The organism is Enterovirga rhinocerotis, from assembly GCF_004363955.1.
Taxonomy (GTDB): Bacteria; Pseudomonadota; Alphaproteobacteria; order Rhizobiales; family Beijerinckiaceae; genus Enterovirga; species Enterovirga rhinocerotis.
This window is the reverse complement of the sequence record NZ_SNZR01000017.1, coordinates 99516-113262: the sequence shown is the minus strand read 5'-3', so window position 1 is coordinate 113262 and position 13747 is coordinate 99516. Positions and strand designations below refer to the sequence as shown.

Annotated in this window: 11 protein-coding genes; 4 read left to right on the top strand and 7 right to left on the bottom strand. The window is 70.2% G+C overall.

From position 1 onward, the window contains the following. Positions 1–5: 5 nt before the first annotated feature. The 4 genes from trpA to upp form a co-directional block, all read right to left on the bottom strand. Positions 6–842 carry a tryptophan synthase subunit alpha gene (gene trpA / locus EV668_RS22490; protein ID WP_133774412.1) on the bottom strand — a complete coding sequence of 279 codons (837 nt, stop codon included), beginning with the start codon at positions 840–842 and terminating at the stop codon, positions 6–8. Between the two features lie 81 nt (positions 843–923). Continuing rightward, positions 924–1445: a retropepsin-like aspartic protease family protein gene (locus EV668_RS22485; RefSeq protein ID WP_133774410.1), complete on the bottom strand. Its 522-nt coding sequence runs from the start codon at positions 1443–1445 to the stop codon at positions 924–926. 88 nt (positions 1446–1533) lie between these two features. Further along, positions 1534–2427 carry a 2-dehydro-3-deoxygalactonokinase gene (locus tag EV668_RS22480; RefSeq protein WP_166652601.1) on the bottom strand — a complete coding sequence of 298 codons (894 nt, stop codon included), beginning with the start codon at positions 2425–2427 and terminating at the stop codon, positions 1534–1536. 10 nt (positions 2428–2437) lie between these two features. Continuing rightward, complete coding sequence (upp, locus tag EV668_RS22475) at positions 2438–3067, bottom strand: uracil phosphoribosyltransferase (RefSeq protein WP_133774406.1); 630 nt, start codon at positions 3065–3067, stop codon at positions 2438–2440. Between the two features lie 175 nt (positions 3068–3242). On the opposite strand from upp, the gene EV668_RS22470 reads away from it, so the two are divergent. Then, positions 3243–4193, top strand: coding sequence for a rhamnan synthesis F family protein (locus EV668_RS22470; RefSeq protein ID WP_133774404.1), 951 nt, complete (start codon positions 3243–3245; stop codon positions 4191–4193). Positions 4194–4200: 7 nt separating this feature from the next. Here the strand turns inward: EV668_RS22470 and EV668_RS22465 are convergent, their stop codons facing one another. Beyond that, positions 4201–4722 (bottom strand): carboxymuconolactone decarboxylase family protein, encoded by a 522-nt coding sequence (locus EV668_RS22465; RefSeq protein ID WP_133774401.1) that lies wholly within the window; start codon positions 4720–4722, stop codon positions 4201–4203. Positions 4723–5054: 332 nt separating this feature from the next. Between EV668_RS22465 and EV668_RS22460 the strand changes: the two genes are divergently transcribed. Beyond that, positions 5055–6524 carry a protein adenylyltransferase SelO gene (locus EV668_RS22460; protein ID WP_133774399.1) on the top strand — a complete coding sequence of 490 codons (1470 nt, stop codon included), beginning with the start codon at positions 5055–5057 and terminating at the stop codon, positions 6522–6524. Between the two features lie 27 nt (positions 6525–6551). Here EV668_RS22460 and glmS read toward each other — a convergent pair whose 3' ends face one another. Both glmS and glmU read right to left on the bottom strand, forming a co-directional pair. Beyond that, positions 6552–8375, bottom strand: a complete 1824-nt coding sequence (glmS, locus tag EV668_RS22455; protein ID WP_133774397.1) for a glutamine--fructose-6-phosphate transaminase (isomerizing) — start codon at positions 8373–8375, stop codon at positions 6552–6554. Between the two features lie 152 nt (positions 8376–8527). Continuing rightward, positions 8528–9889 carry a bifunctional UDP-N-acetylglucosamine diphosphorylase/glucosamine-1-phosphate N-acetyltransferase GlmU gene (gene glmU / locus EV668_RS22450; protein WP_133774394.1) on the bottom strand — a complete coding sequence of 454 codons (1362 nt, stop codon included), beginning with the start codon at positions 9887–9889 and terminating at the stop codon, positions 8528–8530. A gap of 93 nt (positions 9890–9982) precedes the next feature. On the opposite strand from glmU, the gene EV668_RS22445 reads away from it, so the two are divergent. Both EV668_RS22445 and mdoH read left to right on the top strand, forming a co-directional pair. Further along, on the top strand, positions 9983–11557 hold the full coding sequence (locus tag EV668_RS22445; RefSeq protein ID WP_245513369.1) for an OpgD/OpgG family glucan biosynthesis protein: 1575 nt from the start codon (positions 9983–9985) through the stop codon (positions 11555–11557). A gap of 17 nt (positions 11558–11574) precedes the next feature. Continuing rightward, complete coding sequence (mdoH, locus tag EV668_RS22440) at positions 11575–13713, top strand: glucans biosynthesis glucosyltransferase MdoH (protein ID WP_133774392.1); 2139 nt, start codon at positions 11575–11577, stop codon at positions 13711–13713. Positions 13714–13747 lie beyond the last annotated feature (34 nt).

The window sequence follows — 13747 nt, the reverse complement described above, 5'->3', positions numbered from 1 at the left end:
AGGCGTCAGGCCCCCGTCTTGTCGACCGACCGCACGCCGGCGGCGAGTTCACGCCCCAGGGCCACGACGCGCTCGACCGTGTCCGGTCCGGCCTGCCCGTCCGGGCCGAGAGACGCGCGCAGCGTATCGACGAGGGCCGAGCCGACGACGACGCCGTCCGCGCCCGCCGCCACCGCGGCGGCATGCTCGCGGGTCTTGACGCCGAAGCCGACGACGACCGGAAGCTCCGTGTGCCGCTTGATCCGCGCGACCGCCGACGCGACGCGGCCGAAATCGGGCGTCGCCGTGCCGGTCACGCCCGTGATCGAGACGTAATAGACAAAGCCCGCGGTGTTGGTCAGCACGGCCGGGAGGCGCGCATCGTCCGTGGTCGGGGTCGCGAGGCGGATGAAGGCGAAGCCCGCCGCCAAGGCCGGCAGGCAGAATTCCTGGTCCATCTCGGGCGGCAGGTCCACGACGATGAAACCATCGGCGCCGGCCGCCTTGGCATCGGCGAGGAAGCGCTCGACGCCGTAGACGTAGATCGGGTTGAAATAGCCCATCAGGATCACGGGCGTCGCCGGATCGCGCTCGCGGAAGCGGCGGACGAGATCGAGCGTCTTCGCCGTCGTCTGTCCGGCCTTCAGCGCCCTGAGGGCCGAGGCCTGGATCGCCGGTCCGTCCGCCATCGGGTCGGTGAAGGGCATGCCGAGCTCGATCACGTCCGCTCCGACCTCCGCGAGGCCGCAGACGACGCGCAGCGCGGTCTCGGGATCCGGATCGCCCGCCATGACGTAGGTCACGAGGGCGGCGCGGGCCTCCTTCCGGCAGGCGTCGAAGCGGGCGGTGAGACGGGTGGTCATGGAGGGCGAGCTACACTGTTTTCGCGCGCGCTCAAATCCTCGACGATCATCCGATCGTCCGCGGGGACGATGAGGCGGGTTTCAGCCCCGGAGCAGGAGCCGGTTGCCGGCGATCTCGAACCCCTTCAGGCGTCGCAGATAGGACATGCCGAGGAGGTTCATGCCGAGCCTGCCCTCGGGCACGATGGCGGCCTCGACGTCGCGGATCTCGATGCCCCCGACCTTGAGCGAGCGGATCCGGACGGGCGCGGTCTCGACCGTCCCGTTCGCCGTCTGGGCACGGCCCGTGAACTCGGCGCGGGAGGGCCTGATCCCGAGATTGCGCGCATCCTCCTCGCGCAGGACGACGAGGCTCGCGCCCGTATCGACCAGCATCGGCACGACCTGGCCGTCGACGCTGGCCTCGACGGCGAAATGGCCTCGCCCGTCGCCGAGGACGCTGACGCTGCGCGGCTCCTGAAACGGCTGTCGGGCCGGCGCGGCAACGGATTTCTCCGGCCCCTCGCGCGTCGCGACGAGGCCGGCCAGCCGCTCGCCGGCCAGCGACGCGGCCAGAGCGGCGGCGCAGGCCGTTCCGGCGGCCCAGGTGAGCACTCTCGTCACCGGCAGATCTCCTCGCAGCGCGACGGTACATGCGGAGAGTCGCCGGATGGTGAAGACGGCGGGCGCCGATTTCGTGATCCGGTGCGCGTTATCTCGCGGCAAGGATCGCTGCGATCCCGGCGAGCAACGTCGGCTCCTGGCCGAGCACCGTGACGCCGATCCCCTCGCTGCCGAGCGCGTCGCGGTAGAGGGCCGCGCGCGGCTCGTCGGCGACCACCGTCACGGTCGTGGGGCGTCCGAACAGGCGGAAGGCGCCCGTGATCTCCTGCCCGGTGAGGAGGCCCGAGAGGTAGGGGCCGAGACAGGCCGGCGACATCGCGCCCGCGACCGTCGCGGCGCGCGCTTCGAAGAGCAGGTTCAGCAGGCCGCCCGGCGCGGCCGCCATGCCGATCGCGAGCCCGCGCGCGAAGCCGGCAGGATCGCCCGGCTCCGTCGCCGGGCGCCCGATCATGGAATGCTCGCGCAGGAGGGCATGCATCTCGCCGGTCATGAAGCTGGCGAATCGCGCGATGCGCCCGCCGGTCATCAGCGCCCATTTGCAATGCGTGCCGGGCAGGCAGACGAGCCCGTCGACGACCGCGCTGCCGAGCAGATGCGTTTCCTCCCCGCGCATCACGTCGACGCGGCCGTCCTCGTCGAATCGCAGGCCGGGCACGACGAAACCCGTCGCTCCGTGCGGCAGATCGACGGCGAGCGCGCCGGCCGCGATCTCGGCGGCCCCCGCGGGGCAGCTCGCATAGGGCGCGGGAAACCAGCCCTCGCGGCTTCCGACCATCCCGACCAACGCCACCGGCAGGGAAGGCTCGGCCGCGAGCCAGGCACCGCAGACGCGCGCGAAGGCGGCCTCGTGCTCCCCGACCCTCAGGCGGCCGATGCCCTCGTCCGAGTCCGACCGCCCGACCACGCGGCCGTCCTCGACGAGGGCGGCGCGCAGGCGGCTCGTTCCCCAATCGACGGCGACGAAACGGGGAGCGGATGGCACGGCGGCGGGCCTATCGCGTGCCGTACATGCGGTCGCCCGCATCGCCGAGGCCCGGGACGATGTAGCCGTGTTCGTTCAGACGCTCGTCGATCGAGGCCGTCCAGATCGGCACCTCCGGGTGCACGCTGGTGAAATGCGCGATCCCCTCCGGAGCGGCGAGAAGGCAGACGATCCGCAGGTCGCGCGCGCCGCGCTCCTTCAGCCGATCGACGGCGGCGACGGCGGAATTCGCGGTCGCCAGCATCGGATCCAGCACGAGGACGAGCCGGTCCTCGAGGTCGGACGGGGCCTTGAAATAGTACTCGACGGCCGAGAGCGTCTCGGGGTCCCGGTAGAGCCCGACATGGGCGACGCGGGCGGAGGGGACGAGATCGAGCATTCCGTCGAGGAAGCCGACGCCCGCGCGCAGGATCGGGGCGAGGACGAGCTTCTTGCCGACGAGCTGGGGCGCCATCATCCGCGTGACGGGCGTCTCGATCTCGACGGCCTCGAGCGGCAGGTCCCGCGTGACCTCGTAGAGGAGCAGCATGCCGATCTCGTTGAGCAGCTGCCGGAACCCCTTCGTCGAGCGATCCTTCTGCCGCATCAGGGTGAGCTTGTGCTGCACGAGCGGGTGCTCGACGACGGTGACACCCTGCATGGACGGCTCCCTCCGGACGACGCTGCGCGGTCTGCTCCGCCGGATCGCGGCCGCCACGCCATGAGAGCTGGAGCGGGACGTTGGCGCAAGGGCTGCAACGCGGCGCGACGACATCTTCGCCGAGGGCCTAGATGATCCTCGCCTGAATGCTCGTTCCGACTTATGAGCAGAAGTAATGATTTCACCCACGCCTCGTCGGCATGCCCGCGGCAGCAAGCCGATCTGGAAACGGATCCTGCGACGGCCGTATCTCGCCGCGATGCGCGTGGCGGGGATCGGGGCCGGAATCGCCTATGTCTCACCCGTCTTCCAGGCGCTCCGCTCCGCGCGGCTGACCTCTGCCGTCGTCCCCGGCTCGCTCCGGGTCGCGACGGTCGCGCATGTCTATTATCCGGAACTCTGGCCGGCGATCCGCGCCGCCCATGCCACGTTGCCGGCCGGCGCACGGCTCATCGTCACCGCGCCGGCGCGCCAGGCCGCCCTCCTCGCCGAACGCGCGGCGGGCGATCCGCTGGTGGATGTCGTCGAGGTGCCCAACCGGGGCCGGGACATCGCCCCGTTCCTCCATCTGCTCCAGTCCGGGCGGCTCGACGGCCTCGACGCCGTCCTCAAGATCCATACGAAGAGAAGCCCGCATCTGCGGGACGGGGATCTGCGGCGCCGCCTGCTCTACGCCGCCCTCGCCGGCTCGCGGAAGGCGACGGCCTCGATCCTCGCGCAATTCGCCGATCCGAAGGTCGGTCTCGTCGGCTTGAGCTGGTGCTTCCGCAGCGCGCCGCCTTACTGGATGGCGAACCGCGACCGCGTCGAAGCCCTGGCCGCCCGGATGGAGGGTCGGCCGGCCCTGGGCTTCTTCGAAGGCTCCATGTTCTGGGTCAGGCCCTCCGCGCTCGCGCCGCTGCGCGCGCTCCGGCTCGAGACCTCGGATTTCGAAGAAGAGGGCGGCCAACTCGACGGCGCCCTCCACCATGCCGTCGAGCGCGTGTTTCCCATCGCGGCGGCGGCGGCAGGGTTCGAGACGCGATCGCTGGGTGGGAAGACCCTCGTCGCCGCGACGCCGCCGCGCGATGCGGCGCTCGTCGCGCTGGCGATGCAGGCCGGCCTGGCGGACCGGGCCTGCGGCTGAGCCCGCCTCAATCGTCGATGCGGAGCGCCTCGCTGAAGCGGTTGAAGAAGCCGCAGAGCGTGATGCGCAGGGTGAGTTCGACGATCTGGGCTTCGCTGAAATGCTCGCGCAGGCGCGCGAAGAGCGCGTCCGAGACCCGGTTCGGCGTCGTCCAGGCGACCTCCGAATATTCCGCGACCAGCCGGTCGACCTCGTCGAGTTCCGGATGGTCGCGATAGGCGAGGATGCCGTCGATGCCCTGGGGCGACAGTCCTTCCACGGTGAGGAAGGGCTTATGCATCGCGACGCAGTAATGGCACTCGTTCAGCTTCGAGACGACGACGATCGCGATCTCGAGGTAGCGCTTGGACAGCGTCTTCGCCTCGCGCAGCTCCATCAGCAGCGGCGGCAGGTGGCGAAGGGCGGCGGGAACATGCGCCAGCACCGCCGCCTGGCTCGCGAACGGTCCGTAGGTGTCGAGGTAGCGCTGGTGGATCGCCGCGAGATCGGGCTGAAGCTCTGAGGGATCGATGTCGCGGACGCGGGCCATAGGCGGGTTCCGATTGGTTGAGGTGATCCGCTTCAGGACGCCTCAGGGGGCCGACGTCAAGCGTGTCTCGGACGCCGGGGGCCGTCCGGCACCGTCTCGGTTTCCGCCTTGGGAGGGGAGGGGGCGCGCACGGCCGGAAGAATGCGATCGCGTCCGCCGCGATCGGGAGGACGAACCCGCTCCCGACGGCCCCGGCGCATCGTCCGGGCTCTGCCGGGTCGGCCATCACGGCCACGCGAGCGGTCCTCTTGGGATGAATTGCCGCACCCCGCCCCGGCATCGGGGCTGCCATGCGGTTGTCCGGCCGGCGGGTGCCGCCATATCATTCCGACATGACGGCCCATTTCGCCTTCGACAATTCCTATGCGCGCCTGCCTGGCCGGTTCTTCGCGGAGGTCGAGCCGACGCCCGTCGCGGCGCCCCGGCTCGTCCGGCTGAACGAGCCGCTGGCGCGCGAACTCGGCCTCGACCCGCAGGCCCTCGCGAGCCCGGAGGGCGTTGCGATCCTCTCGGGCCAGCGTCTCCCCGAGGGCGCGGCGTCCATCGCCATGGCCTATGCCGGCCACCAGTTCGGGGGCTTCGTGCCGCAGCTCGGCGACGGGCGCGCCATCCTCCTCGGCGAGGTGATCGACCGCGAAGGACGCCGCCGCGACATCCAGCTCAAGGGCGCGGGGCCGACGCCGTTCTCCCGCATGGGCGACGGGCGGGCGGCGCTGGGGCCTGTGCTGCGCGAATATCTCGTCAGCGAGGCGATGCATGCGCTCGGCATCCCGACCACGCGCGCCCTCGCCGCCGTCGCGACCGGGGAGAGCATCTATCGCGAAGGCCGGCTGCCGGGCGCCGTGCTGACCCGAGTCGCGGCGAGCCATATCCGCGTCGGCACCTTCCAGTTCTTCGCGGTGCGGCGCGACGTCGAGGGGTTGCGGCTCCTCGCCGACCACGTCATCGCCCGCCACGATCCCGCGGCTGGCGAAGCGGAGAACCGCTACCGCGCCCTGCTGGAAGGCGTGATCGCGCGGCAGGCCGCGCTCGTCGCGCGCTGGCTGCTCGTCGGCTTCATCCACGGCGTGATGAATACGGACAACAGCTCGATCTCGGGCGAGACGATCGATTACGGGCCCTGCGCCTTCATGGACGCCTACGACCCCGCGACGGTGTTCTCCTCGATCGACCGGCAGGGCCGCTACGCCTATGGCAACCAGCCGCAGATCGCGCTCTGGAACCTGACGCGGCTCGCCGAGACGCTGCTGCCCCTCCTCGCCGACGACGAGGCTGCGGCGATCGCCGAGGCCGAGGCGGCGCTCGGCACCTTCGCCGATCGCTTCGATGCGGCGTACAGGGCCGGGCTCTGCGCCAAGCTCGGGCTGGCACGGGAAGAGGACGGCGATGCCGACCTCGCGAACGGGTTCCTCGCGCTCATGGCGAAGGCTGGGGCCGATTTCACGCTGACCTTCCGCCGGCTCTGCGATGCGGCCGCTGGCCCCGATCACGACGATCCGATGCGTGCCTCGCTCGGCCCCGACTGGGAGGGCTGGGCGGCGCGCTGGCGCGAGCGTCTCGCGCGGGAGGAGGGGGATGGCGGTGGCCGGCGCGCGGCGATGCGGGCGGTCAATCCCTGGGTGATCCCGCGCAACCATCGCGTCGAGGCCGCCCTCGCCGCCGCCCAGGGCGGCGACCTGTCGCTCGCCGACGATCTCGCCCGCGCGCTCGCGCAGCCCTTCGAGGAGGAGCCCTCGCTGCTCCATCTCGCCGAGCCGCCGCGGCCCGAGGAGCGGATCCAGGCGACCTTCTGCGGGACCTGATCGCGTCCGGTCCCGCGGCGGGCCGCCTTATTCCACCGTGACGGACTTCGCGAGGTTGCGCGGCTGGTCGACGTCTTTCCCCATGAAGACGGCCGTGTGGTAGGCCAGAAGCTGCACCGGCACGGCATAGACGAGCGGCGCGACGACCGGGTCGCAATCGGGCATGACCAGCGTGCCGAGCGTGTCCATGGCCGATTGCGCGACGCCCTGGCGATCGGTGATCAGGAGGATGCGCCCGCCGCGCGCCGCGACCTCCTGCATGTTCGAGACCGTCTTCTCGAAGACCGCGTCGCAGGGCGCGATCACGATCACGGGGAGGTCCTCGTCGATGAGCGCGATCGGGCCGTGCTTCAGCTCGCCGGCGGCATAGCCCTCGGCATGGATGTAGGAGATTTCCTTCAGCTTCAGCGCGCCTTCGAGCGCCAGCGGGAAGGAGGTGCCGCGGCCGAGATAGAGCACGTCCTTCGCCTTGGCGACCTCGCGCGCGAGGCCCTCGACCGCCGCCTCTCCGTGCAGAGCCTCGGTCATCAGGCCGGGTACCCCGACCAGGGCATCGACGAGGCGCTTCTCGCCCGCCTCGTCGAGATGGCCGCGCGCCCGCGCCGCGCCGATGGCGAGGGAGAGCAGCACGGCGAGCTGGCAGGTGAAGGCCTTGGTCGAGGCGACGCCGATCTCCGGCCCGGCCAGGGTCGGCGCGACGATGGCGCTGTCGCGGGCGATGGTCGAAGTCGGCACGTTGACGACCGACAGGATGTGCTGGCCCTGAGCCTTCGCATAGCGCAGCGAGGCGAGCGTGTCGGCCGTCTCGCCCGATTGCGAGATGACGATGGCGAGTTCGCCCGGATCGAGCGGGGCTTCGCGGTAGCGGAACTCGGAGGCGACGTCGATCTCGACCGGCAGGCGCGCCAGGGTCTCGAACCAGTATTTCGCGACGAGCCCGGCGTAATAGGCCGTGCCGCAGGCGGTGATCGACAGCCGCTTGAGGTCCTTGAACGAGAAGGGCAGCTCCGGCAGCACGACCGTGCCCGAGGCGAAGTCGACGTAATGGGCGATGGTGCGGCCGACGACCTCCGGCTGCTCGTGGATCTCCTTCGCCATGAAGTGGCGATAATTGCCCTTGGAGGCGACGAAGGAGCCGGGCGGGATCGTCTGGACGGGGCGGTCGACGGGATGTCCGTCCTTGTCGCGGATGACGGCGCCCGAGCGGCTCAGCACGGCCCAGTCGCCGTCTTCCAGATAGGAGACGCGGTCGGTGAAGGGCGCGAGCGCGAGAGCGTCGGAGCCGAGATACATCTCGCCCTCGCCCCAGCCGATCGCGAGCGGGGCGCCCTGCCGGGCGCCGACGAGCTGGTCGGTCTCGCCCTCGAACAGGAAGGCGAGCGCGAAGGCGCCGCGCAGGCGCGGCAGCGTCGCGGCCACGGCCTCGAGCGGCGTCTTGCCCTGGGCGATCTCGTCGGTGACGAGCTGGGCCACGACCTCGGTATCGGTCTGCGTTTCGAAGACGACGCCTTTCGATTCGAGCTCTTCCTTCAACTCGCGGAAGTTCTCGATGATGCCGTTATGGACGACGGCGAGCTTCGCCGTCGCATGCGGGTGGGCGTTGGTCTCGTTCGGGCGGCCGTGGGTGGCCCAGCGGGTATGGCCGATGCCGATGGCGCCGGTCAGCGGTGCCTGGGACAGCTTGAGCTCGAGGTTGCGCAGCTTGCCCTCGGCCCGCCGCCGTACGAGATGCCCGTCCTCCAGCGTCGCGATGCCGGCCGAATCGTAGCCGCGATATTCGAGCCGCTTCAGCGCATCCACCACCTGCAGCGCGACCGGCTGCTTACCGAGGATGCCGACGATGCCGCACATTGAGGGTCTCCGTACCGTCGAATTGATGCCGCGCTTCCTTAACCCCAGCGGGCGGGGAAAGACCAATCACGGTCAATGTCCAATCGTTACATGCCAGAAGCTTGCCATTCTCTTCTGCTTCGATTTGGCGCAGGAACAGCGGCGAGCCGATCTCATCGGCTCTTCGTCTTGCCCTTGGCCCAGCCGTCCTTGACGACTTGCCGGCCACGCCCGAGCGCGAGCGCTTCGGAGGGCACGTCGTCGGTGACGACGGAGCCCGAGCCGATATAGGCCCGGTCGCCGATGGTGAGCGGGGCGACGAGCGAGGAATTGGTGCCGACGAAGACGTCCTCGCCGATCACCGTCCGGTGCTTGTTCACGCCGTCGTAGTTGCAGGTGATGGTGCCGGCTCCGATATTCGTGCCCGCGCCGACCGAGGCATCGCCGATATAGGCGAGGTGGTTGGCCTTCACGCCCGCGCCGAAGGTCGCGTTCTTGACCTCGACGAAGTTGCCGACATGGGCACCCTCGCCCAGCACCGCGCCGGGCCGCAGCCGCGCGAAGGGCCCGACGACGGATCCGCTCGCGACCTTCGCGCCTTCGAGATGCGAGAAGGCCCTGATCGTGACGCCGTCTGCGATCTCGACCTGCGGGCCGAAGACGACGTGGGGCTCGATCACGACGTCGCGGCCGATCCTCGTGTCGGCGCACAGATGCACGCTCTGCGGATCGACGAGCGTCGCGCCGCCCGCCATCGCGGCGGCGCGGAGGCGGGTCTGGATGATGCGTTCGGCTTCCGCGAGCTGGGTCCGGTCGTTGACGCCGGCGACCTCGTCCTCGGGCGCCGTGACCACGACGGCCCGCTCCCCGCGCGCGACGGCGATCTCGACGGCATCGGTCAGGTAGTACTCGCCCTTCGCATTGGCATTGCCGATGGCTTCGAGGATCGCGAGGGCGAGGTCGCCACGGATCGCCATGAGGCCGGCATTGCAGAGACGGACGGCGCGCTCCGCCTCGCTCGCGTCACGCTCCTCGCGGATGGCGAGAAGGCGCTCGCCCTCGACGAGGAGACGCCCATAGCCTGTCGGCTCGGCCGCTTCGAAGCCGAGGACGGCCACGGCCGCGCCGGCCGCCAGCGGGGCCCGAAGCCGCGCGAAGGTCTCAGCGGTCACGAGGGGCGTGTCGGCATAGGCGACCACCACGTCCTCCGCGCCGACCTCGAGCGCCGGGCGGGCCTGGAGCACGGCATGGGCCGTGCCGAGGCGCTCGGTCTGTTCGACCGTCGTCGCGCTCGGGCTGAAGGTCGCGGCCTCCTTGGCGACATCCGTGCGGCCGGGGCCGATCACGACCTCGACCCGGGACGCTCCGGCGCCCTCGACGGCTCCGAGCACATGCGCCAGCATCGAGCGGCCGGCGATCCGGTGCAGCACCTTCGGCAGCGCCGAGCGCATCCGGGTGCCCTCGCCAGCCGCGAGGATGATTGCTAAGCACGTTCGCCCCCCGGAAGCGGGCTTCTTCAAGGACAAGTCAGTCATGGATTCGCCTCGACGGGCCGTGGTCGGGTTCCGCCGGCACCTATCGCAGGACTGTTTCGTTCGGCAAACCCCGATGCACGTTTGGAGTGTCCGTTGACGGACGGTTTCGTCGGAAAAGTACGCGGCGCAGGCCTGCGCCGGCGGGATTTCGCCGCGGCCCTCGGGGCCGGCGCGGTCGCGTTCGGGCTGCCCGGCCCGGCGCATGCCCAGGCCAACACGCTCGGCGAGCTGATCCGCACGTCGCTCGGCGAGGGCCAGAGCTTCTCGTGGGCGGCGCTGACCGATCTCGCGCGGACGATCTCCAAGCGCCCCTTCGCCGCGCCGCCGACCGATCTGCCCGAGCCCTTCGCCAATCTCAATTACGAGCGCTACGTCGCGATCCGCAGCCTTCCGGGCGGGCGGATCTGGGAGGGCGAGAACCGGGGCTTCGTCGCCGAGCCTCTGCCGCGCGGCTTCGTCTTCACGACGCGGGTCGGGCTGTTCACCGTCGAGGACGGCCAGGTGCGGCGCGTCGCCTTCGACAAGAGCCGCTTCGATTTCGGCGAGCTGCCCGTGAAGTCCGACACGGCCGATCCCGGCTTCTCCGGATTCCGGCTCCTCTCGACCTCCTCGGAGACGCCGTGGGAATTCGCGCTCGTCCAGGGCGCGACGTTCTTCCGTGCGGCCGGGCGCGGCCAGCCCTTCGGCATCATCGCGCGGGCCCTGACACTGAAGCCCGGGGAGCCGAAGGGCGAAGAATTCCCGGCCTTCCGGGCCTTCTGGCTGGAGCGGCCGGCCGCGGGCACCAACGCGCTCGTGGTCAACGGGCTGATCGATTCCGAATCCGTGACGGGTGCCGTGCGCATGACCATGCGGCCGGGCGATACGACGCTCGTCGACGTCGAGACGACCCTGTTCCCGCGCGTCAATCTGGACCATGTCGGGCTCGGAGGGTCGGGCGCGAGCTTCCTGTTCGGTCCGAACGTCCGCGGCACGATGGACGACATCAGGCCAGGCGCCTACGAGGCGGCCGGTCTCAGCATTCTCAACGGCCAGGGCGAGTGGGTCTGGCGGCCCCTCAACAATCCGGACACCCTGCAGATCTCGGCCTTCCTCGACGACAACCCGCGCGGCTTCGGCCTGCTCCAGCGCGACCGCGACTTTGCCGCCTTCCAGGACGACGTCCTGCGCTACGAGCGCCGGCCGAGCCTCTGGATCGAGCCGATCGGCGAGTGGGGGCCGGGAGCGGTCCAGCTCATCGAGATCCCGTCCGATTCCGAGATCAACAAGAACATCCTCGCCTATTGGCGGCCCAAGGCCCCCCTGCCGGCAGGTCAGGAGGCGAGCTTCGCCTATCGCCAGTTCTGGACCTGGACGCCGCCGGCCCGGCCGAATCTCGCCCAGGTCGTGGCGACGCGGTCGGGACGCGCCGCGGCGCGGCGCCGGCGCTTCGCGGTGGAGTTCCAGGGCGATGGCCTCGCCGAGGTCCCGCCGGACCTCAAGCCCGTCCTGTCGAGCCAGCCCGGCGCGATCCATAATGTCCGCGTCTGGACCTATCCGGAGCGGAAAGCGGTGCGGGTGACGTTCGAGCTCGATTTCGGTACCGACACGGCCTGCGAGATGCGACTTCTCCTGCAATCCGGGACACAGCCCGTCAGCGAGACATGGCTCTATCGTTGGACACCCTGAGCGAGGCACCGCGGCGGATGCACGCCGATGAGGCGCAGCCGCCCCTGCCGCCCGAGAACCGGCTCGCGATGCCGACCCAGTCGCTGTCGACCTGGACGGCGGCAGACAGGGCGGCGGCACGGGCGCGGGCTGCGTCCGGCTCGCCCTGGCTCGCCCGGCTCTTCGTCTTCGGCGGCGCATTGGCGCTGACGATCTACGGCGCGCGCGAGATGTATTTCGTCGTGTCGGTCAGCCGCACGACGCCCCTGCAGTACGTCCTGCTCGCGCTCTTCGTCGTGAACTTCTCCTGGATCGCGCTCGCCTTCACGAGCGGCGTCCTCGGCTTCGCGCGGTCCATCGTCCCGCGCCGTGCCGTGCCGAGGGAGGATGGCCCCCTCGCCACGCGGACCGCCATCGTCATGCCGGTCTATAACGAGCTGACCGCCCGCACCTTCGCAGCGGTCGAGGCGATCCGCGACTCCGTCGAGGCGACCGGGCACGGCGAGGCCTTCGACTATTTTATCCTCTCGGACTCGACCAATCCCGATGCCTGGCTCGCCGAAGAGCGGGCCTTCCACGCCCTGCGCGAGCGGATCGGTCCTCACGCGCGGCTCTATTACCGCCACCGCGAGAAGAACCACCACCGCAAGGCCGGCAACATCGCCGATTTCGTCACGCGCTGGGGCGGCGCCTACGAGCAGATGCTGGTGCTCGATGCCGACAGCCTGATGACGGGCGAGTGCATCCTCGGCCTGATGCGCGCCATGGAGGCCGATCCGAAGGCGGGGATCATCCAGACCCTGCCGATGCTCGTGAACCGGAACACGCTGCTAGCGCGGCTCCAGCAATTCGCCGGCCGCATGGCGGGGCCGGTCATCGCGACCGGGCTCGACGCCTGGTCCGGCCGGAGCGGCAATTACTGGGGCCACAACGCCATCATCCGCACGCGCGCCTTCGCCGACCATTGCGGATTGCCGGACCTCAAGGGCAAGCCGCCCTTCGGCGGCCATGTCCTCAGCCACGATTTCGTCGAGGCGGCGCTGATCCGGCGCGGCGGCTGGTCGGTCTACATGCTGCCGCATCTCGCCGGCTCCTACGAGGAGAGCCCGCCGTCGCTGATCGACCTCGCGGTGCGCGACCGGCGCTGGTGCCAGGGCAATCTGCAGCATTCGCGCATCATCGGCGCGAGGGGCCTGAAACTCGCGACGCGCCAGCATTTCGCGACAGGCATCATGGCCTATCTGGCCTCGCCCTTCTGGCTGATGCAGCTCGTGGTCGGTATCGCCCTCGTCCTGCAGACGACCTATATCCGGCCGGAATATTTCAGCGGCGATTTCGACCTCTTCCCCGCCTGGCCGCGATTCGATCCGGAGCGCGCGCTCTGGCTGTTCGCGCTGACCATGGGGATCCTGCTCGCGCCGAAGCTGTTCGGCCTTCTGCTGATGATCTTCGACGGCAAGACGCGGCGCGCCAGCGGCGGGGCGATCCGGCTCGTCTTCTCGTTCCTCATCGAGATCCTGCTCTCGGCGCTGCTGGCCCCGATCCAGATGCTGGTGCAATCGGGCTCGGTGTTCCAGATCCTGATCGGCCGCGACACCGGCTGGAACCCGCAGAGGCGCGACGACGGCTCGATCCCGCTCGGCGATATCGTCCGCCGCCACCGCTGGCATACGGCGCTCGGGGTCGTGGCGGGCGTCTCCGCCTTCATGATCGCGACCTCGCTGTTCCTGTGGATGTCGCCGACGATTCTCGGCCTCGTCCTCGCGATCCCTCTCTCCTGGCTGTCCGGATCGCTCGCGGCCGGGCTCGCGCTGAAGCGGCTCGGCCTGCTGGTCACGCCCGAGGAATCCTCGCCGCCGCCGATCGTGACGGAGGCCAACGTCCTCCAGACCCGGAATGCCGAACGGGGCTTCGACGATCAGGATGCGCTGCTCGTGCTGCACGGCGATCCGGAACTGCGCGCATGCCACGAAGCCATGCTGCCGCACCGCTCCCACCGCCACCGCGGGGAGTTCGATCCGGACCGCGTCATGGCGGAGGCGAAGATCATCGACGCCGTCACGATCGAGGAAGCAGTGGCCTGGCTGAAGCCGAAGGAGCGCATGGTCGTCCTCAACGACCGCGCCCTTCTCAGCCTCGCGATGCGGCTGCCGGCAGAGGTTGCCGCGGCGGCCTGACCGCTCCCGTCATGGCGAGCGGAGCGACGCGACC

Bases quoted from the DNA above. Each gene is read 5' to 3' on its own strand.
- trpA (WP_133774412.1), bottom strand. From the start codon at position 842: ATGACCACCCGTCTCACCGCCCGCTTCGACGCCTGCCGGAAGGAGGCC.
- upp (WP_133774406.1), bottom strand. From the start codon at position 3,067: ATGCAGGGTGTCACCGTCGTCGAGCACCCGCTCGTGCAGCACAAGCTC.
- EV668_RS22470 (WP_133774404.1), top strand. From the start codon at position 3,243: ATGATTTCACCCACGCCTCGTCGGCATGCCCGCGGCAGCAAGCCGATC.
- EV668_RS22465 (WP_133774401.1), bottom strand. From the start codon at position 4,722: ATGGCCCGCGTCCGCGACATCGATCCCTCAGAGCTTCAGCCCGATCTC.
- EV668_RS22460 (WP_133774399.1), top strand. From the start codon at position 5,055: ATGACGGCCCATTTCGCCTTCGACAATTCCTATGCGCGCCTGCCTGGC.
- glmS (WP_133774397.1), bottom strand. From the start codon at position 8,375: ATGTGCGGCATCGTCGGCATCCTCGGTAAGCAGCCGGTCGCGCTGCAG.
- glmU (WP_133774394.1), bottom strand. From the start codon at position 9,889: ATGACTGACTTGTCCTTGAAGAAGCCCGCTTCCGGGGGGCGAACGTGC.
- mdoH (WP_133774392.1), top strand. From the start codon at position 11,575: ATGCACGCCGATGAGGCGCAGCCGCCCCTGCCGCCCGAGAACCGGCTC.